Below are 24389 nucleotides of genomic sequence, written 5' to 3'. Positions count from 1 at the left end.
GCAAGGAATTACAGTTGATACACCGTGTAATGGACGGTGGTATCTCTGATGCAGATAACTGTGATCTTGATTATTCGTTTATTGAGATATCATCGCGCGAGATAAGGTCTGCCCGACTGAAGAAGGGAAGGGCAGACGATGAACAATGTAAAACCCGCGACTACCGCCAGTGCGCCACATCCCGCCAGCCCATGGCGCGGCACTCTTGCCGGTTTTTCGGCGAGTCTGGTCGGGATTGGCCTGGCGCGATTTGCCTATACGCCGCTATTGCCGGCGATTGTCGGCGCCCACTGGTTTGACGCCTCCAGGGCGGCCTACCTTGGCGCGGCAAACCTGGCGGGGTATCTGGCCGGAGCGATCTTCGGCCGCACACTGGCGGCCAGAACTTCTACCCGAGCGACCCTCAGGGCCATGATGCTGCTGGCCAGCATCGCCTTTTTCGCTTGCGCCTGGCCCCTGTCCTTTGCCTGGTTCTTCGCCTGGCGATTCCTCTCCGGTGTCGCCGGCGGGGCGCTGATGGTGCTCGCCGCGCCGACTGTGCTGGCGCACGTGCCGCCCTCGCGCCGGGGCCTGGCGGGCGGGGTGATCTTCATGGGCGTGGGCGTCGGGATCGCGGCGTCCGGGACCTTGGTACCGCTGCTGCTGCAACAGGGCCTTGGGCAAACCTGGCTGGGTCTGGGCGTGATCGCGCTGTTGCTCACCGCCATTGCCTGGCGCGGCTGGCCGACGGAAAACGCACCGGTGGTCAGCACGGTCCAGCACCATCGCCCGGCGCCCAACGGCACCCTCAAGGCGCTGTATGTGGAGTACGCGCTGAACGCCGCCGGGTGGGTGCCGCACATGATTTTCCTGGTGGATTTCGTCGCCCGGGGCCTGGGCCAGGGCCTGCAGACGGGCGCGCAGTACTGGGTGTTGTTTGGCATTGGCGCCACGGTCGGCCCGCTGCTGGCAGGGGGGCTGGCGGACCGGGTCGGCTTCGCTCGCGCGTTGCGGGTGTCGTTCCTCATCGAGGCCATCGCCGTCGCGGTACCGGCCTTCGCACCGGGCAGCCTCTGGCTGATGGTGTCCAGCGTGACGGTCGGCGCCTTTGTCACCGGGACCGTGCCGCTGGTGTTGGGACGGGTCCAGGAAATTCTTGTCCGCCATCCTGCGCGGCAAAGTGCGGCCTGGCAGACCGCCACGGTGGGTTTCGCCCTGTTCCAGGCGGTCGCCGCTTATGGGCTGTCGTTCCTGTTTTCCTACAGCGGTGGCAACTACAGCCTGCTGTTCCTGATCGGCACGGCGGCCATGTTGCTGGCCTTTGTGATTGACCTGCTGGCGGCGCTGCGAAGCTCGCCTACCTCGGTGACCCCATGAATTACGCCGAGCGCAATCTGGCCTATTGGCGGCGCAACCTGGCTGTCTGTGTGTTCGGTTCGTTCACCACCCTGGTGAGCCTGAGCATGCTGTTGCCGTTCCTGCCGCTGTATGTGCAGCAACTGGGCGTCACGGCCCAGGCCGACGTGGTGCAGTGGTCCGCCGTGGCCTTCGGTGCGACGTTTTTTGGTACGGCGATTACCGCGCCGCTGTGGGGGCGGCTGGCCGATCGTTATGGGCGCAAACCGATGCTGGTGCGCGCGGCCATCGGCATGGCGGTGGTGATGTCGCTGATCGGGCTGGCGCGGGATGTGACTGATCTTGTGGTGCTGCGCCTGGTCGCCGGGCTCATCGGTGGTTATGCCTCGGCGTCGATTGTGATGATCGGATCCCAGGTGCCACGGGAAAAGGCCGGGTGGGCACTGGGCGTGCTGTCGACGGGGGCGTTGTCCGGCAACTTGATCGGGCCGCTGGTGGGCGGTTTCCTGCCGCAGTGGGTCGGCATCCGCGGCACTTTTTTCGTCGGTGGCGCCATGATCGCAGTGGCCGCGATCGCCACTCTGGTGCTGGTTCGCGAGGATTTCAGCCGGCAGTTGGACGGGGCACGGCGGGTCGCTACATCCAGGCACGAGGCTGACAGTGCGCACTGGCCAATCATCGCCGCGTTGTTGATGACGGCGATGATGGTTTTGCTCGCCAACATGTCGATCGAGCCGATCATCACCGTCTACATCGGTGACCTGGGCGTGGCGCTTGATGATCAGGCGCGGATTGCCGGGATTGTGATGGCCTGTTCGGCGCTGGGCAGCATTCTCACCGCCGCCCGGCTGGGGGCGTTGGCCGATCGGGTCGGCAGCTGGAAGGTGATCATCGGTTGCCTGGTGCTGACCGGCATCGTCATGGTGCCCCAGGCATTCGTCACGCAGTGGTGGCAGCTGGCAGTGTTGCGCGGCCTGATGGGCATGACCCTGGCCGGGCTGCTGCCGGCGATCGCCAAGCTGATCCGGCAGTCGGTGGCGGAGCATAACAGCGGAAAAATCCTCGGCTACCTGCAATCGGCGCAGTTTTCCGGGCAGGTGATCGGGCCCTTGATCGGTGGCCAGATCGGTGCGCATTTCGGCCTGCACCAGGTGTTCCTCGTCACGGGCGCGCTGCTGGTGTCGTGTGCCGGGGTCAACGGTTGGATCAGGTCACGGGTTGGTACGCTGCAGAGCGCTGCAACGCCAAGGTAACGGGTACGCCATCCATATGCACGCGGTGCAGAAAGGTGGAAAGCGCACTGGAGAAATAGCCGTCGAGGCGCCGCACGAACACCGTTTCCACTTCAGCCAGCTGCGGGGACAGTTCGTGCACTGCCACCAAGCCCTCGCGCGCCGCGTTGGCAACAACGCCCCTGGGCAACAGCGTGACCCCGACCCCGGCCGACACGCAGGCAATGATCGCTTCGATTGAACCGAACTCCAGCGGCTCGGGGGTGGGGGCGCCAAGGCTGGTCAGCAGTGTGTCCAGGCGTTGGCGATAGGAGCAGCCAAGACGGAAAACCACGGTCTTGAGATTCAAGGCCGCGGCGACATCCGCCAGGCGGTGCAGGGCCGGTGAGGTGACCAGCACCAGTTCTTCGCGAAAGACCACTTCGCTGTGCAGCTGCGGGTGATTGACCGGCCCGACCACGAACGCGCCCTCCAGCTTACAGTCGACGACGTCCTGGATCAGGCTGCAGGTGGTGCCGGTGCGCACCACCGGGCGAACCTCGGGGTAATCCCTGGCGAACCGGGCGATCAGGTGTGGCAGGCGCAGGGCGAGGGTGGTCTCCAGCGTGCCGATCTCGAGCTCGCCCCTGGGCTGGCCGTCATCGCGGGCGGCGCTTGTGGCATCGAGGAGCAATTTCGCCAGGCGGTCGGCAAAGGGCAGGATGCGCCGTCCCGCGGGCGTCACCTGTACACCCTTGGCGCTGCGCTGGAACAGGGCCACGCCGAGCTCGTCCTCCAGCGAGCGAATCCGCGCCGACACGTTCGACTGCACGGTGTTCAGTTCGCTGGCGGCCTTGTTCATGCTGCCGTGGCGGGCTACCGCGGCCACTACCTTGAGATCCGTGACATCCATCGAACTCACCTATCTGAAAAAACATTAACCAATACGCAATTCAAGGCTCATTAGAGATTAACACGCAAGCGGAAATCCACGGGGAGTTGATTCACCAAAAACGATCAACTGGATCATTAATGATCATTTTACATGATCCTGTACCGGGCATAGGTTGAAAGGGCACAGATACCGCAGCCAGTGGCGGATCGAGTCTGAATCTGAGGCTGTGGAACAACAATAACGCTACCACTGCTACACGGAGTCAACGTGAACCATGCAACCGAATCAGCCAGGATCCGCAACCATCCCCGGTACAAGGATCTGGTCTCGCGCCAGCGTACGTTCGTCGCGAGTCTTACCGCTGCAACCCTTGTCCCTTACTTCACGTTCATCCTCGTCGCCGCCTTCGCGCCCCAGCTGCTGGCAACGAAGCTGTCGGCGACCAGCATCATCAATATCGGTTGGCCGCTGGGTGTGGTGTTCATCCTCGGCGCCTGGCTGTTCACCGGTCTCTACATCCTGCGTGCCAACGGTGAGTTCGATGAACTGACCGCGCAGATTCGCGCGGGGGCCATCGTATGAAACGCATCCACTTGATCCTCGGCACGCTGCTCGGTGCAGTCGCCACCAGCGTTTTGGCCGGGGATGTTTTGCAGAACGTCGAGAAACAACCGATCAACATCACCGCGATCGGCATGTTCCTGGTCTTCGTCGTCACGACCCTGGGCATCACGTACTGGGCCGCCAACAAGACCCGGTCGATGGATGATTTCTACACGGCCGGTGGCGGCATCAGCGGTTTCCAGAACGGCCTGGCACTGGCCGGGGACTACATGTCGGCGGCGGCGTTGCTGGGGGTCACCAGCATGATCTTCTTCAACGGCTTCGATGGTGTGCTGTACTCCATCAGCTTCTTTGTCGCCTGGCCGCTGTTGCTGTTCCTGTTTGCCGAGCGCATCCGCAACCTGGGGCGCATCACCATCTCCGACATCGCTTCCTACCGCCTCGATCAGAATCGCATCCGCACCCTGACGGCCTTCGGTTCGCTGACGGTGGTGTGCTTTTACCTGGTGGTGCAGATGGTGGGGGCGGGGCAGTTGATCCAGCTGTTGTTCGGCTTGCCCTACAATTACGCGGTGATTGCCGTGGGCCTGTTGATGGCGGTCTACGTCACCTTCGGCGGCATGGTCGCCACCACTTGGGTGCAGATCATCAAGGCCGGGTTGCTACTGGTGGGCGGAACCTTGCTCGCGATCCTGGCGCTGAGCAAGTTCGGTTTTTCCTTCGACCTGTTGTTCGAGCAAGCCGTGGCCGCGCACCACGATGGCGAGCGGATCCTGCTGCCGAGCAAACTGGTGGCCGACCCGCTGTCGCTGATCTCGCTGTCGCTGGGGCTGGTGTTCGGCACGGCAGGATTGCCGCACATCCTCATGCGCTTCTTTACCGTGCCGGACGCCAGGCAAGCGCGTAAATCGGTGTTCGTCGCCACGGGCTTCATCGGTTTTTTCTACCTGATCGTGGCGGTGCTGGGCCTGGCCGCCATCGTGATCGTCGGCCAGGACCCGGCCTTCTACGAGTCCGGCATCGTCGGCGGCAAGCTCATCGGTGGCGGCAACATGCCGGTGATGCACCTGGCCAAGGCCGTGGGTGGCGACCTGCTGCTCGGCTTCATCTCGGCGGTGGCGTTTGCGACGATCCTGGCGGTGGTGTCCGGCCTGACCATGGCCGGCACCTCGGCGATCTCCCATGACCTCTATGTGATGGTGGTGAAAAAGGGTAAGGCTGAGGCCCGGGACGAGCGCCGCGTATCGCGGATCGCCTCGGTCGGCATCGGCATCGTCGCCGTGGTGCTGGGCATCCTGTTCAAGGACCAGAACATCGCCTTCCTGGTGGCGCTGACCTTCGGCGTGGCGGCTTCGGTCAACTTTCCGATCCTGGTGCTTTCGATGTACTGGAAAGGGCTGACTACCCGGGGCGCATTGATCGGCGGCATTGCCGGGCTGGTGAGTGCCGTCGGCCTGGTGGTGCTCTCGCCGGCAGTGTGGGTCAAGGTGCTGGGCAATGCCGAGGCGATCTTCCCCTATGACTACCCGGCGATCATCTCGATGAACGTGGCGTTCCTCTTTACCTGGCTGGGCTCGGTGACGGATCGCAGCCGGGGCGCGGTGCTCGAGCGCGAGCGTTTCGACGATCAATTGATCCGCGCCCAGACCGGGCTCGGGGCCGCGCAGGCGGTCAGTCACTGATCCTCCACCTTTTTGATGTGCGTCTTTTGCAAGAGGAGCCTGTCATGCAACTTAAAGACAATGGCCTGAGATTTTCACCTGTCACCGTCGTAACGCACTGGATCGTGGCGTGTTCACTGCTGGCGATTTTCGCGCTGCAACTGCTGATCGATCACGCCTCGAGCGCGGCACTGCAACAGCCACTCGGCCGGGTGCAAAACCTGCTGGGGCTGATCCTGTTCCTCGTCTCGATCTATCGATTCTGGGCACGGATCACGTCCTACCATCCGCTGCCGGTGGGCACGCCGAACCCCATCGAAGTGATCGTCAGCCGCTCGGTGGCGGTCGCGCTGGCCCTGGCGATGGTGCTGCTGCCGATTGCGGTCTGGGCTTCCCGCGCCGCCGCCGGCGAGGTGCTGCAACTGCCTGGCGGATTGTGGATTCCGGCGCTGCTGCCGGCCAACCCGACCTTGAAGCATGTCGTCGATGTGCTGTTCGACATCGGCGCCTCGACGTTCCTCGCCGGTCTAGCGCTGCATGTCTTCGGCGCGCTGAAGAATCACTTTCTCCTGAAGAACAACACGCTCAAGCGGATGCTTGGAAAACATGTGGAGCTGTGAGCCATGAACCAGGACAGAATCGATTTCGCGGGTAACCTCATCACCCGGCTCTGCGGCGTGAAATACCCGATTTTCCTCGGCGGCATGGCCGCCATTTCCGGCCCGCAACTGGTCGCGGCAGTGGCCAATGCCGGGGGCATGGGCGTTATCGGCGGCTTGCGCCTGCCACCCCTGGCCCTGCGCCGCTGGATCGAGGAAACACGGGCACTGACGGACCGGCCCTTCGGCGTGAACCTGGTGCCGCAGTTTGGCGGCCCTGAGGTCTTTGAAGCTCAGTTCCAGGTGATCCTCAAGGAAAAGCCCAAACTGCTGTCGCTGTTTTATGCCGAGAAGTACGCCGCCGACATCATTGCCCGGGCGAAAGATGCCGGGCTGCTGGTCATGGTGCAGGCGGGCTCGGTGGAGCTGGCTCGCAACGCCATCGCCCAGGGTGCGGACATCATCATTGCCCAGGGCAGTGAAAGTGGCGGGCACCTCAATCGCGGCACGATCGGCATCATGCCGTTGTTGACCTCGATCCTGGCGGTCGCCGAGGGGCGGCCAGTGCTGGCGGCGGGCGGTATCGCCCAGGGCGACGATGTGCGCGCATTGATGTCGCTTGGTGCATCGGGGGTGGTGGTGGGTACGGCGTTCATTGCCACTGATGAGTCGAATGCCCATCCGCTGTACAAGCAGAAGATTGTCGAGGCAACCACCGATGACACCGAGTACCGCACCGGTTATTCGTTCGGCTGGACCTACGGCACGCCGCACCGGGTGATTCCCAATCGGGACAAGTGGAACCTGCTGCGCCTGATCGGTGGCGGCGCCCGGGCGATCGACAAGCCGCGAATGGCGCAGAAACTGTCGCTGTATGCGGGGCAGGGGGTGGGCAAGATTCACAGTGTCGTGCCGGCGGCCGAGCGGGTGGCGGAGCTTGCCCGCGGACTGGTGACTGCGCCGGATCAGCTGCCGAATAAGCAGAGAAGGGCGCTAGGCGTGTAGGAGCCGGCTTGCCGGCGAAGGCGTCCTTGAATATTGCATCGAGTTTGCGGGCCTCTTCGCTGGCAAGCCAGCTCCTACACGGGTTTGCGCAAGGCGTTGCTTTGTGATCGCGCGATGTGCTGTTGCGCCAGGCCGATGAAGGCGCTCATGGCCGAGGTGATCATCGTGTCGTTGCGGCGGATGAACACCGTGGAGACATTGGCGAACTCCGGCGGCAGGGTGTGGCAGCGGATGGCATGGCGCACGCTGCAATTTTCCGCGATGGCCTTGGGCAGCAGGGTCACACCCATGCCCGCGGCCACGCACGAGAGGATGCCATCGAGGGTGCCCAGTTCCATGATCTGGTTCGGCACCAGGCCCACCTGGTAGAACCAGTTTTCCAGGGTCGAGCGATAGAAGCAGCCGGTGCGGAACACCAGCACGGTCTGCTGGGGCATTTTCTCGATCAGCGCCGGCAGCGTTTCGAACTGGTTGCTGCTGACCAGCACCAACTCTTCGCAAAACACTTCCTCCTGGGCCAGCGCCGAGTTTTGGTGGAAGCCACCGACAAAGGCACCGTCGAGGCGATGGGCTTCGATCGCCTTGATCAGCTCGACCGTGGTGCCGGTCAGCAACGACAACTGCACTTGGGGAAACTGCTCGCGGTATTTGGTCAGCACTTGCGGCAAGCGAATGGCCGCGGTGGTTTCCATCGAACCCAGCCTCAGCAGGCCGGTCGGGCTGCCGGTGTCCATCAGGGCGCTGCGGCTCTCGTCGGTCAGTTGCAGGATGCGCCGCGCATAGCCGAGGAACGTCTCGCCCGCCGACGTGAGCACCACCCCGGACTTCTTGCGGATGAACAGCTCGCGATTGAGTTCGGCTTCCAGTTCCTTGACGCGCATGGTGACGTTGGACTGCACCGTATTCACCTGCAACGCGGCGGCGGTGAAGCTGCCCAGCTCGGCCACGGCGCAGAATATCTTCAGTTGGCGCATTTCCATGGTTGTCACCACCCATCTTTAAAAGTGATTGTTGACATACTTATTGATCACTTTACGGGCTTTTCCGCTGATTAGTAAAGTGGCCGAAACCCGGTATTTATTGCAGGTCGACCCATGACACTGACTTCGAAAATTGACCATGTCTTCGCCGGCGGCCTGGGGGTGTTGGAACCCGAAGGGCAGCGTACCGGCATCTTCAAGCAACGCCGCGCTGGCCCCGTACGCGTGGAGTTGCACGGGATCGTCGGCGACCAGCACGGCGACACCCGGGTGCACGGTGGCCCGGAGAAGGCGGTGCATCAGTATGCGGCGCAAAACTACTCGCGTCTGGCGCAGGCCTTTGTGCCCAGTGCCGGGCAACTGGTGGCGGGGAGCCTGGGGGAGAACATTTCCGCGTTCGGGCTCTCTGAACTCAACGTGCACATCGGCGACGTGTTTCGCGTCGGCAGCAGCGTGTTGCAGGTGTCCCAGCCACGCAGCCCGTGCTGGAAAATCAACCATCGCTTTGACGCCGAGCACATGTCCATGTTCGTCGCCCGGGAGCGGATCACGGGGTGGTATTACCGGGTGCTCGAGCCGGGATTCCTGGAAGCGGGGGACCCCATCGAATTGCTGGAGCGGCATGACGAACGCTTTTCCATCGACCAGTTCTGGCAGGTGCAACTGTCGCACCGGCCGGTGATCGACGATCTGCTGGCGCTGGCGGCGAGCCCTGGCCTGTCCGCGGACTGGAAGCGCCGCCTGGGTGAACGGGCAAAGTGGCTGCTTCATAAAATATGATCCATAAGATCATTAATCATCATTTTACATGATTTATCGGCGGGCCTACCTTGGCCATGTCGGGAGCACTCAACAGCCCCGGCCTGACAACAACAAGAGATGGCTCTTATCCACCACCAGGGGACACCCGCCATGAGCACCCAGCCTGCAGACATCGCACACTACATTCACGGTCGCCTGACGCCCGGCACTTCCAGTCGCTCGCAGTCCGTCACCAACCCTGCCACCGGTTCGGTGATCGGCAAGGTGGCCCTGGCCAGCGCTGCTGACGTCGACGCCGCGGTGCAGTCCGCCGCCCGCGCATTCCCGGCCTGGTCGGCGACGCCGCCGCTGCGCCGCGCGCGTATCCTGTTCAAGTTCCTCGCGCTGCTGAACGAGCACCGCGACACCCTGGCGCGGATGATCACCACCGAACATGGCAAGGTCTTCACCGATGCCCAGGGCGAAGTGACGCGCGGCATCGAGGTCGTCGAGTTCGCCTGCGGCATCCCGCAACTGCTCAAGGGCGACTACACCGAGCAGGTCTCGACCAACATCGACAACTGGACCCTGCGCCAGTCCCTGGGCGTGGTGGCCGGCATCACGCCGTTCAACTTCCCGGTGATGGTGCCGATGTGGATGTTCCCGGTGGCCATCGCCTGCGGGAACACCTTCGTGCTCAAGCCGAGCCCGATCGATCCATCACCGGCGTTGCTGATCGCCGAGCTGTTCAAGGAAGCCGGGCTGCCGGACGGCGTGTTCAATGTGGTGCAGGGCGACAAGGAAGCCGTGGATGCGCTGCTCGACCACCCTGAAGTCAAGGCCGTGAGCTTCGTCGGCTCGACGCCGATCGCCAACTACATCTACGAGACCGGGGCTCGCCACGGCAAGCGCGTCCAGGCGTTGGGCGGGGCGAAGAACCACATGGTGGTGATGCCCGATGCCGACGTCGACCAAGTGGTCGACGCGCTGATCGGCGCGGCCTTCGGTTCTGCCGGGGAGCGCTGCATGGCGATCTCGGTGGCGGTGTTTGTCGGCGACGTGGCCGACAAGGTCATGCCGAAACTGCTGGAGCGCACGCGCACGCTGAAGATCCTCGAGGGCATGAACCTGGCCGCCGAAATGGGCCCGATCGTCTCGCAAGCGGCGCACGAGCGCATCACCGGCTACATCGAGCAAGGCATCGCTGAAGGTGCCGAGCTGCTGGTCGACGGCCGCGGCTTTGATGGCTCGCAGGCCGGTGCCGATTGCGCCGGGGGCTTCTGGCTGGGTGGCACGGTGTTCGACCATGTCACCCCCGAGATGAAGATCTACAAGGAGGAAATCTTCGGTCCGGTGCTGGCCTGCATGCGGGTCCAGGATTTTGCCGAGGCGGTCGATCTGGTCAATGCCCATGAGTTCGGCAACGGCACCGCGTGCTACACCCGCGACGGTCACATCGCCCGTGAATTTGCGACCCGTATCCAGGTGGGCATGGTTGGCATCAACGTGCCGATTCCGGTGCCGATGGCGTGGCACGGATTCGGTGGCTGGAAGCGCTCGCTGTTCGGTGATGTGCACGCCTATGGCGAAGAGGGTGTGCGGTTCTACACCAAGCAAAAGTCGGTCATGCAGCGCTGGCCGAACAGCATTGCCAAGGGCGCCGAGTTCGCCATGCCGACTTCAAAGTAGGCATTATTCGAGTTGGAAGGCGTGCAGGCGAGGCTTGCACGCTGCCCCTGGCTCCAGCGTCCACTTTCATTTATCAGGTTCAGGTGCTGCCATGTCCAATCCTCTGTTGTCCCTTTTGCAGATCGAACTGCCGATCATTCAAGCGCCGATGGTGGGCGTCTCCACCCCCGGGCTCGCGGCGGCGGTGTCCAATGCGGGCGGGTTGGGTTCCATCGGCATTGGCGCGAGCACTGTCGAGCAGGCGCGGGTCATGCTGCGCGAGACGGCGGCACAGACCGGCAAGCCCTTCAACGTGAATGTTTTCTGCCACCAGCCCGCAGTCCGGGACGCCGTGCGGGAAGCGCAGTGGCTGCAGTTTCTGGCAGGGTTTTTCGCCGAGTTTGGCGCCACGGCACCCGGGTCGCTGCGGGAAATCTACACCTCGTTCGTCGAAGATGCCGGGATGCTGCAGATGCTGCTGGAAGAAAAGCCGGCGGTGGTCAGCTTCCATTTTGGCCTGCCCGGGCAAGCGGCCATCGATGCACTCAAGGCCGCCGGCATCCTGCTGCTGTGTTCCGTGACCAGCCTGGCCGAAGCGCAGGCGGCGCAGGACGCGGGTGTGCATGCACTGGTGGCTCAGGGGTACGAGGCCGGCGGGCATCGTGGGGTGTTCGATCCGCAGCAGGATGTGCAGATGGGCACCTTGGCCCTGGTACGGGTCCTGGTCGATGCCTGCCGGCTGCCAGTGATCGCAGCGGGCGGCATCATGGACGGTGCCGGCATCAACGCCGTCATGCAGTTGGGTGCCAGTGCCGCGCAACTGGGCACGGCGTTCATTCTCTGCCCGGAGTCGTCCGCGAACGGCGCCTACCGTGAAGCGCTCAAAGGGCCGCGGGCGCAGCAGACGCGCGTCACCAGCGTCATCTCCGGCCGCCCGGCCCGGGGCATGGTCAATCGCAACTTCACCAGCCTCGAGGTGCCAGGCATCGTCTTGCCGGACTACCCGCTCACCTATGACGCCAACAAGGCGCTCAATGTCGCAGCAGCGACCCGGGGCAATAGCGATTTTGCCGTGCAATGGGCCGGGCAGGGCGCGCCGCTGGCGCGGGAACTGCCGGCTGCGGCGTTGGTGGAGTTGCTGGTGGCCGAGATGCAATCCGGTCATGGTTTTGTTGTAACTTAGGCGACAGGACTGAATCGGTTTCCAAGGGATGAACCATGACATTGACGGCCGAAAGGTTGGTCGGCATCGCAATGACCAACCCGATCAACGCGCAATTGATTTCACGCTTGCCTGGGCTTGGCCTGGATCAATGCCTGCTCACGGCGGGCTGCCTGTTCCAGGCGGTATGGAATGCAAAGGCGCAACGGGATCCTGGCTGGGGCGTGAAGGATTACGACGTTTTTTACTTTGATACAGACCTGTCCTGGGAGGCTGAGGACGAGGTGATCCAGCGGGCTCGAGCGCTGTTCGAGGACCTTGGGGTCAATGTTGAATTCAAGAATCAGGCGCGCGTGCACCTTTGGTACGAGCAGCGCTTTGGCGGGACTTATCCGAGACTTGAATCGGCCAGGGACGGGGTTGATCGCTACCTGGTGGCGGGTACCTGTATCGGCCTGGATGTCTCCACCGGGGAGGTTTATGCCCCCTATGGCCTCGCGGATGTCGACGAGGGCGTGCTGCGCATCAACCCGGCAAACCCCAGGCCTGAGCTGTTTGAACAGAAGGCGAAAAGTTATCAGGATCGCTGGCCGTGGTTGAAGATTGTGTAACCCTGTAGGAGCTGCCGCAGGCTGCGATCTTTTGACGTTGATTTTTCAAGATCAAAAGATCGCAGCCTGCGGCAGCTCCTACAGGGGAACGTGTTCGCTTGAGATCAGGCCACGAACGCCGATGCCAGGGCAAGGTTGCTGTCCTGGGCCGCAGCGACCAGGTGCAGAGGCACATGCGGTTGCTCGATCGGGGTGACAATTTCAAAGCTTCCTACAATATGCAGCTGTCGCTCGCTCAGTCCGGTCGACTCTTGTTCCTTTGCCTTAGCCATTCTCGCGTGGTTCGCTGCGATTTCGTTGAGAGTTGACACGTTACATCTCCGGTGACTGACCAAGCGTATTGCTGGAGTCCTTTAGCGTTGATTGGATGGCCTTCGCGTCAGTTTTATGTCGTTCGCGCGGCTAACGCGGGCCGGTGCAATCCCCACGCCAGAGAAGGCCGGGTTTCACCTGGGCGATTTCATTTGCGACGAAAGGTTATGGGCACGGTTGGCATCGGGTCAAAACACGATGCCTATCTTCGCGCCATACTCGTCTCGGGTCTGTTTATCGAAGTCTGTGAACTGAAACTGACCGTCCGTTTCATATTCGTACCGGTTGAAGTAAAGGCTTGCAATCACGGGAACCGACCCTTGCTGGTTGAACAGCCAACTCAGCTCTACAAAAGGATTGGTGGTGTCTTCAAGGTCCAGTTCCTGGTTGCCCACATCATTGATTTCCAACCGCGAGTCGCCGTCAATAACCTGCCGAACCCCTGCTTCCAGGCGCAAAGTCGAATTGCTGAAGGCGTGGTTGTAGCCCAGCGCCAATTTAGCGAAGGGGGTGCGATTGGTGAGGTTGATGTCGTACCTGTTGAAGTCCGGGTCATAACGGTTCCACTTATAGCCCGCTCCGATCAAAACGTCTAAAAAATTCTCGGTATCCAAAGCCAGCCTCCAGCCAAGGTCCAGGTCGGCCTGGCCATCGCTGACGCGCTGATGCTTTTCTTCAGAGTACTGACCGGTGATTTCCGCCTGATACACAAGGCCGGGCCCGCCGGTCATCTTGTTGCCGAAGTTGAGGAACAGGCCCGCCTCGGGGATATGCTCTGTACTGGTGGTTCCACGGCCGGTGAACTCCAGTTCGCTATAACTTCCCAGCAGCCCGACGGCAAAAACAGGCGCTTGGGAAGGTGTTGCGCTAGTGAATGGCGGGGCGAGACCCGCAAGCAGGGAAGTGACAACAGCAGCAAGACTGGTTCTATTCATGAGAACTCCATCAGCGCAGTACCGGTCCGTGGTGGACCTGTCACTAACAACAATAGTCGGTTTTGGTGCGGCGTTAGACCGGTCGTCGGCGCGAACGAAAAAAAGATGGCATTTCGCCTTGACGTCATCTTTTTGTCGCGTGCAGGTGCCATGGTGCAGGGTCGTCAGGGGAATCCTGTCCGACGAACTGCGCTTCTGCTCTTTCGATCTGTGCCCAGTGCGGGCACAATGCGCATCCTTTTTTTGGCTGGCCTTGCCGGAGGCCTCGAAATGATCAAAACGCCGTACTACCTCATCGACAAGCAAAAGCTGCTGGGCAACATGGAAAAGATTGCCTACGTGCGTGAGCAGTCCGGGGCCAAGGCCCTGCTGGCGCTCAAGTGCTTTGCCACCTGGTCGGTGTTCGACCTGATGCAGCAGTACATGGATGGCACCACCTCGTCGTCGCTCTACGAGCTCAAGCTCGGCCGCCAGAAGTTCGCCGGCGAGACCCACGCCTACAGCGTCGCCTGGGCCGATGACGAAATCGAGGAGATGCTCGACAACTGCGACAAGATCATCTTCAACTCCATCGGCCAATTGCAGCGCTACACTGAAGCATCTGCAGGCAAGGTCCGTGGTCTGCGGGTCAACCCCCAGGTGAGCAGCTCCGATTACCTGCTGGCCGACCCGGCACGCCCGTTCAGCCGCCTGGGCGAGTGGGACCCGGTGAAGATCGAGCAGGTCATCGATCAGATCTCCGGCTTCATGTTCCACAACAACTGCGAGAACGGCGACTTCGGCCTGTTCGACCAGATGCTGTGCACCATCGAAGAGCGTTTCGGCCATCTGCTGCACAAGGTCGAATGGGTCAGCCTCGGTGGCGGTATTCACTTCACCGGTGAAGGCTATGCACTGGATGAGTTCTGCGCGCGCCTGAAGGCGTTCTCGCAGAAGTACGGCGTGCAGGTGTACCTGGAACCGGGCGAAGCGGCCATTACCCAGAGTGCGTCGCTGGAAGTCACCGTGCTCGACACCCTCTACAACGGCAAGCACCTGGCGGTCGTGGACAGCTCCATCGAAGCGCACATGCTCGACCTGCTGATCTACCGCCTGAACGCCAAGCTGGCCCCGAGCGCGGGTGAGCACACCTACATGGTGTGCGGCAAATCCTGCCTGGCCGGGGATATTTTCGGTGAGTACCAGTTCGATCGTCCGCTGGCCATTGGCGACCGCCTGTCGTTCGTTGACGCCGCGGGCTACACCATGGTCAAGAAGAACTGGTTCAACGGCCTGAAAATGCCGTCCATCGTAGTGAAACAACTCGACGGTACTGTCGAGGTGGTTCGTGAGTTCGGTTACAACGACTATATGTCCAGCCTCTCGTAAGCTGGCTGAGAAGGAGAGAGAGAAAAATTGAAGAAGAACGTACTTATCATTGGTGCAGGAGGTGTCGCCAAGGTGGTGGCCCACAAGTGCGCGCAGCACAACGACGAACTCGGTCGTATTGCTATCGCGTCGCGCAACATCTCCAAATGCCAGGCCATCATCGACAGCGTCAAGGCCAAGGGCAGCCTCAAACAGCCCGCTGAAATCAAGGCATTCACCCTCAATGCCCTGGACGTCGAGGCGACCAAGAAGCTGATTCGCGAAACCGAATCGCAGATCGTCATCAACGTCGGTTCCGCTTTCCTCAACATGTCGGTGCTGCGCGCCTGCATCGATACCGGCGTGGCCTACCTGGACACCGCCATTCACGAAGAACCGGGCAAGATTTGTGAGACGCCGCCCTGGTATGGCAACTACGAGTGGAAACACCTCGAGGAATGCCAACAAAAGAACGTTACCGCCATTCTTGGCGTGGGCTTCGATCCGGGCGTGGTCAACGCCTATGCGGCCCTGGCCAAGCAACAGTATTTCGACAGCATTGATTCGATCGACATCCTCGACGTCAATGCTGGATCCCATGGCAAGTACTTTGCCACTAACTTCGATCCGGAAATCAATTTCCGCGAGTTCACCGGGCAGGTGTGGAGCTGGCAGGACAGCCAGTGGACCAGCAACACCATGTTCGAAGTCAAGCGCACCGACGACCTGCCGGTAGTAGGTTCGCAGAACCTGTACCTGACCGGTCACGACGAAGTGCACTCGCTGTCGAAGAACCTCGGCGTGCCCAACGTGCGCTTCTGGATGAGCTTCGGCGAGCACTACATCAATGTGTTCACCGTGCTCAGGAATCTTGGCCTGCTCTCCGAGCAACCGGTCAAGACCGCCGAAGGCCTGGAAGTCGTGCCGCTCAAAGTGGTCAAGGCCGTACTGCCTGATCCGAGCTCGCTGGCCCCTGGCTACACCGGCAAGACCTGCATCGGTGACCTGGTCAAGGGCACCAAGGATGGCAAGCCACGCGAAGTGTTCATCTACAACGTCGCGGATCACGAGGAAGCCTTTGCCGAAACCGACAGCCAGGGCATTTCCTACACCGCCGGCGTACCACCGGTGGCTGCAGCGCTACTGGTAGCTCGCGGCGAGTGGGACGTGCAGCGCATGGTCAACGTCGAGGAGCTGCCAGCCGAGGCGTTCCTCAAGGCGCTGGACGTGATGGGCCTGCCGACCCGCATCAAGGACGAGCACGGCGACCGTGCGTGGGACTGCAACGCCTGAGGCATTTCAAACGAAAAAAACGCCGCTCATTGAGCGGCGTTTTTGTATCAAAGACAAGATCAAAGATCGCGGCCTGCGGCAGCTCCTACAGGGATTTTGCCGATACCGAGTCAATGTAGGAGCTGCCGCAGGCTGCGATCTTTGGCGGATCAGTGGCGATCCAGCCACACCGTCTGCGCATTGCAGAATTCGCGCACGCCGAAGTGCGATAGCTCGCGACCGAACCCGCTTTTCTTCACCCCACCGAACGTCACCCGCGGGTCGCTGGCGCAGTAGCCATTGATGAACACCCCGCCGGTTTCCAGCTCGCTGGCCATCTGCTCGGCCTGCGCGACATTGCCGCTGTAGATGGTGGCAGCCAGACCAAATTCACTGTCGTTCGCCAGCTCCAGCGCATGCGCTGCGTCGCGGGCGGTGATGATCGAGGCCACCGGACCAAACAGCTCCTGCTTGAACGAGGTCATCTGGTCAGTCACGCCAGCCAGAACCGTGGGCTCATAGAAGTTACCCGGGCCCTCGGCTTTCTGGCCACCCAGCAACAAGGTCGCGCCTTCCTCGAGGGTGTCGCGCACCTGTTGATCCAGTTCGTCACGCAGATCGAAGCGGGCCATCGGGCCGATATAGGTTTCGGCGGACAGCGGATCGCCGATGGCCAATTGGCGTGTGGCTTCGACAAAGCGGCGGGTGAACTCCTCGACAATGCCTTGCTCGACAATCAGGCGCTTGGCCGCCGCACAGACTTGCCCGGTGTTCTGGTAACGCCCGATCACGGCCGCCTTGACGGCGTCGTCGAGGTTGGCATCGTTGAGCACGATGAACGGATCGGAGCCGCCCAGTTCCAGGACGGACTTCTTCAGCACTGCACCGGCCTGGGCGCCGATGGCCATACCGGCGCGCACGCTGCCGGTCAGGGTGACGGCGGCGATGCGTGGGTCGGTTATCGCTGTGGAAACACCGTCCGGCGTAACGTTGATCACCTCGAAAACACCTTCGGCGAAGCCTGCCTGCTTGAACGCATCAAGCAGCAGGTAGGCGCTGCCCATCACATTCGGCGCGTGCTTGAGCACGTAGGTGTTGCCGGCCAGCAGGGTTGGAACGGCACCGCGCAGCACTTGCCAGATCGGGAAGTTCCACGGCATGACCGCGAGAATAGGCCCCAGTGGGCGATATTCGATACGTGCCTTGCCGCCTTCGACCAGGGTCGGTTCGGCGCTGAGCATGGCCGGGCCGTGTTCGGCATACCATGCGCAGAGCTGCGCACATTTTTCGATTTCACCGCGGGCCTGGGCGATTGGCTTGCCCATTTCCAGGGTAATCATGCGGGCCATGGCCTCGGCGTTGTCGCGCAATGCCTGGCCCAGGGCAAGCAGGCGCTGCACGCGTTGTGCCACCGGTTGGCGGCTCCAGACACGGAACCCGGCTGCAGTGCGCGCCAGGGCGGCCTGCAATGCCTCGGCGGATTCGAAAGGGTAGTGGCCGATCTGTTCACCGGTAGTCGGGTTGATCGAAATGGCGTGGGTAAGGCTGGATACGTGGGTCATGGCACCGTCCTGCGGGGTGGGAATGCGCTCAGGTTACGGTGCTGTAAGTTTTCTTGAAACTGAATAATAATGAGCGATATGTTCACGTTTGGAGAATGCATTGGACCTGGTTCAGCTCGAGATTTTCAAGGCTGTCGCCGAGCACGGCAGCATCAGCGTGGCCGCGCAGCACATCCATCGGGTGCCTTCGAACCTGACCACGCGGATCAAGCAACTGGAGCAGGACCTGGGCGTGGACTTGTTCATCCGTGAAAAAAGCCGCCTGCGCCTGTCGCCGGCCGGATGGAGTTTCCTCGATTACGCGCGGCGGATTCTCGACCTGGTCCAGGAAGCCCGCGCCACGGTGGCGGGCGAAGAACCCCAGGGCACCTTTCCCCTGGGCTCGCTGGAGAGCACCGCGGCGGTGCGGATTCCCGCGCTGCTGGCGGCCTACAACCAGCAGTACGCCAAGGTCGAGTTGGACCTCTCCACCGGACCTTCCGGGACCATGATCGACGGGGTGCTGGCGGGCCGCCTGACCGCCGCTTTTGTCGATGGCCCGGTGCTGCACCCGGCGCTGGAGGGCGTACCGGCATTCGAGGAAGAAATGGTGTTGATTGCACCACTCAACCACAGCCCGATCCTTCGCGCGCAGGACGTCAACGGCGAAAACATCTACGCCTTCCGCTCCAACTGCTCCTACCGCCACCACTTCGAAAGCTGGTTCGCCAAGGACGCGGCAGTGCCGGGCAAGATCTTCGAAATGGAGTCCTATCACGGCATGCTCGCCTGCGTCAGCGCCGGCGCCGGCCTGGCCCTGATGCCGCGCAGCATGCTGCAAAGCATGCCCGGGTGCAGCACGGTCAGCGTCTGGCCGCTGTCGGAGTCCTTCCGCTATTTGCGCACCTGGCTGGTGTGGCGCCGGGGCACGGTGTCCCAGAGCCTGACCATGTTCGTGCGGTTGCTCAAGGAGCGCTGTGAAGTGACGGATTAGTCGGGCGCACGCCAGAAAAAATTTGACATATGTTATTTGTGATCACATATTGGACCCATAAGAACGTCCAATGTGAGCTCACTCATGACAGATCAACCGATCCTCCTGCCCACCATGCGCCAGGTTTCCCGCGATACCCTGCAGGACCAGGTCTACCGGCAGATCCGCGAAGCGCTGATGAGCGGCCGCTTCCAGCCGGGCCAGAAGCTGACCATCCGCGGTCTGGCCGAGGCCCTCGGCTCCAGCCCGATGCCGGTGCGCGAAGCGCTCAACCGCCTGAGTGCCGAGAACGCCTTCGAAGTCACCGAAACCTCCCGCCTGCGTGTGCGCATGATGACTCCCGAACGCCTGCGCGAGATCCGCGACGCGCGGGTAGCGCTTGAAGGGCTGCTGGCCGAAAAAGCGGTCATCCTGCTCGACGACACCGACCTCAAGGACATCAGCCACCTGTGCGACCAGATGCAACAGGCCGCCGACAGCGTCGACGTGGCCCGTTACCTGTGGACCAACTTCGCTTTCCACCGGCGCATCTATGCGGTGGCCAAGGCCGAGCTGACCGTCGCTGCCGTGGAGAATTTCTGGCTGCACATGGGCCCTTGCTTTGCGCTGGTCGCCCCCGACAAGGCGCACCTGCAGCGCTCGATGGAAGCGCACCACCGCATCGTCGAGGCCCTGGCCGCGCGTGACGGCGCAGCGGCCCGGGCGGCAGTCACCGACGACATCATGCAGGCCGCCGATTCCCTGGCGCGCCTGATCGTCAAGAGCGACCGTTCACGGTCGTCTGTCTCTGGAGTAAAAAAAGCATGAGCGTTCTCAACCGACTGGTTCCTTACACCGGCCTGCGCGTCCTGATCTCCGGCGGTGCCGCCGGGATCGGCGAAGTGCTGGCGGCGGCCTACATGGAAGCCGGTGCCAAGGTGCATGTGTGCGATGTCAGCGAAGCGGCCCTGGCGGCGTTCCGCGATCGGTACCCGGACAGTGTGGCGACCCGCGCAGATGTGGGTGACCCGGCGCAGATCGAAGCGGTGTTCAAGGTGCAGCGCGAACAGTTCGGCGGTCTCGATGTGCTGGTCAACAACGCCGGCATCGCCGGGCCCACCGCCGGGATCGACGCGATCACCGACGAGGAATGGCAGCGCACCGTCGACATCAACCTCACTGGGCAATACCGATTTGCGCATCACGCGGTGCCAATGCTTAAAGAATCACCCAACGCGCACCTGATCCACATCGCGTCAGTTGCCGGCCGTTTGGGTTACGCCTGGCGCACCCCGTACGCCGCGACCAAGTGGGCCATCATTGGCCTGATGAAATCCCTGGCGTCGGAGCTTGGCGAAAGCGACATCCGCGTCAACGCCTTGCTGCCCGGCATCGTCGAAGGCCCGCGCATGGACGGTGTGATCCGCGCCCGCGCCGAGCAGATGAACGTGCCTGAAGCCGAGATGCGCGAGGAGTACCTGAAGAAGATCTCGCTCAAACGCATGGTCACCGCCGAGGACGTTGCCGCCATGGCGCTGTTCCTCTGTTCACCCGCCGCACGCAACGTGACCGGCCAGGCCATCAGTGTGGATGGCAACGTCGAGTACCTGTAGGCCCCTCGACCCCTGATCGCAACAACGACCGGACACATTCCGCGTCGAGTGACCCCCCAAGAACTTTCTCGTCAAGAACAAGAACGGAGAACACTCATGTCCAAAAAACGCCCGATCATCATCACCTGTGCCGTCACGGGCGCCATCCACACGCCATCGATGTCGCCGCACCTGCCGATCACGCCGCAGGAAATCGCCGATGCCGCCATCGGTGCCGCCGAGGCCGGCGCGTCGATTGTCCACCTGCATGCGCGTGATCCCATTGATGGCCGGCCGAGCCAGGATGTCGACCTGTTCCGTCAGTTCCTGCCGCAGATCAAGGTCAAGAGTGACGTGGTGATCAACATCACCACCGGCGGCGCGCCGACCATGGGCGTGGAAGAACGCCTGCAGCCCGTGGCGCAACTCAAGCCGGAACTGGCTTCGTTGAACATGGGCTCGATGAACTTCGGGCTGTACGAAATGCTCGATCGCTTCACCGAGTTCAAGCACGACTGGGAGCGCCCATACCTGGCCGAGAGTGACGACCGGATCTTCCGCAATACCTTCCGCGACATCGCCCATATTCTCAATGCCTGCGCCGAGAACCGCACCCGGTTTGAAATCGAGTGCTACGACATCGGCCACCTCTACACCGCCGCGCACTTCCTGCAGCGCGGGTTGCTCAAGGCGCCGATTTTCATCCAGTCGGTGTTCGGCCTGCGCGGCGGCATCGGTGGCCATCCAGAAGACCTGGCGCACATGCGCCGTACCGCCGACCGCCTGTTCGGCGACGCGTACCAATGGTCGATTCTCGGCGCCGGGCGCAATCAGATTCCGCTGGGCACCATGGGCCTGTCGATGGGCAGCCATGTGCGCGTCGGCCTCGAGGATTCGCTGTGGGACGGCCCGGGCAAACTGGCGGCGTCCAACGCCGATCAGGTCAAGCGCATCCGCACGGTGATCGAAGCCCTGGGCGGGCGCGTGGCGACCCCGGATGAAGCGCGGGAAATGCTCGACCTCAAGGGCAAGGACCAGGTCGATTTCTAACTTCGCACTTCTCGAACACTCGAAAAGGTTAGTCCGATGACAATAATAAATAGAACTGACGCGCTTTCCGAACCCCGCGATTCGGCGACGTTGAACAAGCTGATGTTTGTAAAACTCATGCCCTTGCTGATTGCGGCCTACGTGCTGAGCTTTCTCGACCGCACCAACATCGCGTTGGCCAAGCATCACCTGGATGTCGACCTGGGCATTTCAGCCGCCGCCTACGGGCTGGGTGCCGGGTTGTTCTTCCTCACCTACGCACTGTCGGAAGTGCCCAGCAACCTGATCATGCACAAGGTCGGCGCGCGGTTCTGGATTGCGAGAATCATGGTCACCTGGGGCCTGATATCCGCGGCGATGGCGTTTGTCCAGGGCGAAACCTCGTTCTACGTGTTGCGCTTGCTGCTGGGCATCGCCGAAGCGGGCCTGTTCCCTGGCGTCATGCTGTACCTGACGTACTGGTTCGGCCGGGAACAACGGGCCCGGGCGACCGGCTACTTTCTGCTGGGCGTGTGTTTCGCCAACATCATTGGCGGGCCACTGGGCGCCGTGCTCATGCAGCTGGACGGTGACTGGGGCTGGCGTGGCTGGCAGTGGATGTTCATGCTCGAGGGTTTGCCGGCGGTGTTCTTCGCCATGGTGGTGTGGAAAAAACTGCCGGACCGTCCCAGCAAGGCGCCGTGGCTGAGCGCCACCGAAGCCCGGCAGATCGAGCAGCAATTGGCCGCGGAAGAGGAGGAGGGCGCCGGTGCCGGTGGTCACTCGCTCAAGCAATGCCTGACCCCGCAGATCCTGTTGGCGATCCTGGTCTACTTCTGTCACCAGATCACCATCTACACGGTGATCTTTTTCCTGCCCGGCATCATCGGCAAATACGGCGACCTGAGCACTTTGCAGATCGGCTTGCTGACCTCCCTGCCTTGGCTGGCGGCAGCGGCGGGGGCTATCGCACTGCCGCGATTCGCCACCACGCCGGCGCGGTCCCGGCAGATACTGGTAGCCGGTTTGCTGACCATGGCCGCGGGACTGGGAATCGCCTCGCTGGCGGGACCGGTGATCAGCCTGCTGGGCTTCTGCATCTCGGCGGTGATGTTCTTCGTCGTGCAGTCGATCATCTTTCTCTACCCGGCTTCGCGACTCAAGGGCGCCGCGCTCGCGGGAGGCCTGGGGTTCGTCAACTCGTGCGGCCTGCTGGGCGGTTTCGTCGGCCCCTCGGTGATGGGCTTGATCGAGCAAAGCACCGGCAATGCCATGAACGGCATGAAGGTCGTGGCGATCATCCTGGTGCTTGCGGCGATTGCAGCGCTGCGACTGCGCCAGGGCCATGAGCAGAAGGTGGATAAACAGCGGCTGCACGGTCGGCGCCAGCCGGTATGAGTGCCATCTGTGCCTAGTCCCGAATAGGTTTACACCTGTTTCACCCTAACGCCCGATTCTCCGAATCGGGCGTTTTGTATTTATGGACGGGAGCGTCGTTCCTGGTTGTAGGTTCCCCCATCGACCTGTGCCAAAAATTCAAAGCTGGTGTGATTTTCTAGCTATATCCATCAAATCTCGCCGAGCCTTAATCTTCACAACGGTGGTTTCGAACGCTCCGAGCGTTCTGGAGCCGCCGGTAAACCTGAGGTGGTCAGTGCTTGGCACTGATCACCCGTCGGGACAATAAAAAGATAATCCAGCTATGGGTGGCCCAGTGCGCTGACGCCAAACCAGGAGATAACAATGAGTACAAAAAACTGGGTTAAAACCGCCTGTGTCGTGCTTTCCCTGAGTACTTCAATCGCCGCTCATGCGGACATCAAGATCGGTGCGCTCTATCCCCTCAGTGGTTCCCTGGCTCTGCTCGGCGATGAAAGCTACCGCGGCCTGGAAATAGCGGTTGCAGAACGTAACGCGGCGGGAGGCTTGAAAGGCGAGCAGATCAAATTGCTCAAGGCCGATGCGGTTGACGCAGGGCAAGCTGTGGGTGCCGCCCGAAAGCTGACTTCTGTTGAAAATGTCACCGCGGTGTTCGGCAGTTATTCCTCGGCGTTATCGTTCGCCGCTACGCAGGTCACCGAAATCGCCGGCGTGCCGTTTTTCGAGCTCGGTGCGGTCTCCGACACCATCACCGAGCGTGACCTCAAATACGTAATGCGCAGCAATCCAACCGCGAGGAATTTCGCTGAAGGGACCATCACCGCGGTTACTCAAATCGTAGCGCCGTCCCTCAAGATCGACCCCAAGCAACTCAAGATTGCCATCATCCATGAGGACGCGCTGTATGGCACGACCATCGCCGGGTTCCAGAAAAAACTCGCACAAGAGCAAGGGCTGAACGTGGTCGAGGTGCTTCCGTATTCGGCCAAGGCCGTGGACCTCTCGTCGCTCATTCTTCGCCTGAAAGGTGCGCAGGCGGACGTGGTATTGCAGACCAGCTACCAGAACGACACGACCCTGTTTTTCCGCCAGATCCGTGAGGCCGGTTTCAAGCCCAAGGCAGTGGTTGGTGCGGGCGGTGGGTATTCCATGCAGGACACCGTTGCGGTAGTGGGTGCCGAAAATATGGAAGGCATCCTGGACGTGGACTTTCCTCAGTTTCAAACCAATGAAAAGGGCGCTCCCGGTATCGGCGCGTTCGCCAAGGCCTACAAGGAACGTTTTGGCAGCGAGCCACGTTCAGGCCACAGTCTGATCAACTATGTCGGTGCGAAAGTTTTCCTCGACGCCATGGAACAAAGCCAGTCGCTGGACGCCGATGCGATCCGTGCCTCTGTTGCGAGTGTGGACATTCCCGTCGGTGGAACAGCCGCAGGCATCGGCGCCAAATTCGGTGATAACGGGCAAAACCTGCGAGCCGATACGGCGATCATGCAGTGGCAGGGCGGGGTGCTGAAAACCGTTTACCCTGAAGCTGCGGCCGTGGCCAAAGCCCGTTTTTCCGATCAACCCTGAA

The 24389-nt window shown here is 61.8% G+C and carries 23 protein-coding genes; 18 read left to right on the top strand and 5 right to left on the bottom strand.

Features of this window, described 5'->3' with window-relative positions:
• Positions 1-138: 138 nt before the first annotated feature.
• Together DKB71_RS19925 and DKB71_RS19920 are read left to right on the top strand one after the other, a co-directional pair.
• Entirely contained in the window at positions 139-1356 is a 1218-nt protein-coding gene (locus tag DKB71_RS19925) for a YbfB/YjiJ family MFS transporter (RefSeq protein WP_408596873.1), read from the top strand.
• Positions 1353-2588 (top strand): MFS transporter, encoded by a 1236-nt coding sequence (locus DKB71_RS19920; protein ID WP_408596871.1) that lies wholly within the window; start codon positions 1353-1355, stop codon positions 2586-2588. Before DKB71_RS19925 ends, DKB71_RS19920 begins: the two co-directional genes overlap by 4 nt.
• Here the strand turns inward: DKB71_RS19920 and DKB71_RS19915 are convergent.
• Positions 2542-3459: a LysR substrate-binding domain-containing protein gene (locus tag DKB71_RS19915; RefSeq protein ID WP_408596869.1), complete on the bottom strand. Its 918-nt coding sequence runs from the start codon at positions 3457-3459 to the stop codon at positions 2542-2544. The genes DKB71_RS19920 and DKB71_RS19915 overlap by 47 nt on opposite strands.
• A gap of 249 nt (positions 3460-3708) precedes the next feature.
• Here DKB71_RS19915 and DKB71_RS19910 point away from each other — a divergent pair, with 249 nt between their 5' ends.
• Genes DKB71_RS19910 through DKB71_RS19895 form a run of 4 tightly spaced genes read left to right on the top strand, consistent with a single transcriptional unit; the run spans position 3709 to position 7270 of the window.
• On the top strand, positions 3709-4023 hold the full coding sequence (locus tag DKB71_RS19910; protein ID WP_408596867.1) for a DUF485 domain-containing protein: 315 nt from the start codon (positions 3709-3711) through the stop codon (positions 4021-4023).
• Entirely contained in the window at positions 4020-5687 is a 1668-nt protein-coding gene (locus DKB71_RS19905; protein WP_408596865.1) for a cation acetate symporter, read from the top strand. The genes DKB71_RS19910 and DKB71_RS19905 overlap by 4 nt, the downstream gene beginning before the upstream one ends.
• 44 nt (positions 5688-5731) lie before the next feature.
• On the top strand, positions 5732-6286 hold the full coding sequence (locus DKB71_RS19900; RefSeq protein ID WP_408596863.1) for a cytochrome b: 555 nt from the start codon (positions 5732-5734) through the stop codon (positions 6284-6286).
• A gap of 3 nt (positions 6287-6289) precedes the next feature.
• Positions 6290-7270: an NAD(P)H-dependent flavin oxidoreductase gene (locus tag DKB71_RS19895; RefSeq protein ID WP_408596861.1), complete on the top strand. Its 981-nt coding sequence runs from the start codon at positions 6290-6292 to the stop codon at positions 7268-7270.
• Between the two features lie 74 nt (positions 7271-7344).
• On the opposite strand, the gene DKB71_RS19890 is transcribed toward DKB71_RS19895, so the two are convergent.
• The gene (locus tag DKB71_RS19890) at positions 7345-8250 is read right to left on the bottom strand and encodes a LysR substrate-binding domain-containing protein (RefSeq protein ID WP_408596859.1); all 906 of its coding nucleotides are present in this window, start codon (positions 8248-8250) and stop codon (positions 7345-7347) included.
• A 114-nt stretch (positions 8251-8364) separates the two neighbouring features.
• Here DKB71_RS19890 and DKB71_RS19885 point away from each other — a divergent pair, with 114 nt between their 5' ends.
• The 4 genes from DKB71_RS19885 (at position 8365) to DKB71_RS19870 (ending at position 12432) form a co-directional block, all read left to right on the top strand.
• A complete protein-coding gene (locus tag DKB71_RS19885) occupies positions 8365-9030 on the top strand; it encodes an MOSC domain-containing protein (protein ID WP_408596857.1) in 666 nt (221 codons plus the stop codon).
• A gap of 132 nt (positions 9031-9162) precedes the next feature.
• Complete coding sequence (locus DKB71_RS19880; RefSeq protein WP_408596855.1) at positions 9163-10680, top strand: CoA-acylating methylmalonate-semialdehyde dehydrogenase; 1518 nt, start codon at positions 9163-9165, stop codon at positions 10678-10680.
• Positions 10681-10771: 91 nt separating this feature from the next.
• Entirely contained in the window at positions 10772-11842 is a 1071-nt protein-coding gene (locus DKB71_RS19875) for a nitronate monooxygenase (RefSeq protein WP_323629152.1), read from the top strand.
• Between the two features lie 35 nt (positions 11843-11877).
• Entirely contained in the window at positions 11878-12432 is a 555-nt protein-coding gene (locus tag DKB71_RS19870; RefSeq protein ID WP_408596853.1) for a nucleotidyltransferase family protein, read from the top strand.
• Positions 12433-12536: 104 nt separating this feature from the next.
• On the opposite strand, the gene DKB71_RS19865 is transcribed toward DKB71_RS19870, so the two are convergent.
• Both DKB71_RS19865 and DKB71_RS19860 read right to left on the bottom strand, forming a co-directional pair.
• Positions 12537-12743 carry a hypothetical protein gene (locus tag DKB71_RS19865; protein ID WP_323629150.1) on the bottom strand — a complete coding sequence of 69 codons (207 nt, stop codon included), beginning with the start codon at positions 12741-12743 and terminating at the stop codon, positions 12537-12539.
• Between the two features lie 189 nt (positions 12744-12932).
• Positions 12933-13679 (bottom strand): hypothetical protein, encoded by a 747-nt coding sequence (locus tag DKB71_RS19860; RefSeq protein WP_408596851.1) that lies wholly within the window; start codon positions 13677-13679, stop codon positions 12933-12935.
• Positions 13680-13949: 270 nt separating this feature from the next.
• On the opposite strand from DKB71_RS19860, the gene DKB71_RS19855 reads away from it, so the two are divergent.
• Entirely contained in the window at positions 13950-15047 is a 1098-nt protein-coding gene (locus DKB71_RS19855; protein ID WP_408596849.1) for a carboxynorspermidine decarboxylase, read from the top strand.
• A 27-nt stretch (positions 15048-15074) separates the two neighbouring features.
• Positions 15075-16319, top strand: a complete 1245-nt coding sequence (locus DKB71_RS19850) for a saccharopine dehydrogenase family protein (protein WP_274078040.1) — start codon at positions 15075-15077, stop codon at positions 16317-16319.
• 149 nt (positions 16320-16468) lie between these two features.
• On the opposite strand, the gene DKB71_RS19845 is transcribed toward DKB71_RS19850, so the two are convergent.
• Positions 16469-17860, bottom strand: coding sequence for an aldehyde dehydrogenase family protein (locus DKB71_RS19845; RefSeq protein WP_408596847.1), 1392 nt, complete (start codon positions 17858-17860; stop codon positions 16469-16471).
• Positions 17861-17960: 100 nt separating this feature from the next.
• On the opposite strand from DKB71_RS19845, the gene ptrR reads away from it, so the two are divergent.
• The 6 genes from ptrR to DKB71_RS19815 all read left to right on the top strand — a co-directional run bounded on the left by ptrR (position 17961) and on the right by DKB71_RS19815 (position 24388).
• Complete coding sequence (gene ptrR / locus DKB71_RS19840; protein WP_408596845.1) at positions 17961-18833, top strand: putrescine utilization regulator PtrR; 873 nt, start codon at positions 17961-17963, stop codon at positions 18831-18833.
• A gap of 84 nt (positions 18834-18917) precedes the next feature.
• Positions 18918-19640 carry a GntR family transcriptional regulator gene (locus DKB71_RS19835; protein WP_408596843.1) on the top strand — a complete coding sequence of 241 codons (723 nt, stop codon included), beginning with the start codon at positions 18918-18920 and terminating at the stop codon, positions 19638-19640.
• Positions 19637-20425 (top strand): SDR family oxidoreductase, encoded by a 789-nt coding sequence (locus DKB71_RS19830; protein WP_408596841.1) that lies wholly within the window; start codon positions 19637-19639, stop codon positions 20423-20425. The genes DKB71_RS19835 and DKB71_RS19830 overlap by 4 nt, the downstream gene beginning before the upstream one ends.
• Positions 20426-20521: 96 nt before the next feature.
• Positions 20522-21454: a 3-keto-5-aminohexanoate cleavage protein gene (locus DKB71_RS19825; protein ID WP_408596839.1), complete on the top strand. Its 933-nt coding sequence runs from the start codon at positions 20522-20524 to the stop codon at positions 21452-21454.
• Positions 21455-21490: 36 nt separating this feature from the next.
• Complete coding sequence (locus DKB71_RS19820) at positions 21491-22831, top strand: MFS transporter (RefSeq protein ID WP_408596837.1); 1341 nt, start codon at positions 21491-21493, stop codon at positions 22829-22831.
• 345 nt (positions 22832-23176) lie between these two features.
• A complete protein-coding gene (locus DKB71_RS19815) occupies positions 23177-24388 on the top strand; it encodes an ABC transporter substrate-binding protein (protein ID WP_408596835.1) in 1212 nt (403 codons plus the stop codon).
• Position 24389: the final 1 nt, after the last annotated feature.

The organism is Pseudomonas sp. PLMAX (assembly GCF_046042685.1).
In the GTDB taxonomy this organism is placed as follows: Bacteria; Pseudomonadota; Gammaproteobacteria; order Pseudomonadales; family Pseudomonadaceae; genus Aquipseudomonas; species Aquipseudomonas putida_AE.
The sequence above is the reverse complement of the archived record's forward strand: the minus strand, read 5'-3'. Positions and strand labels throughout refer to the sequence as shown.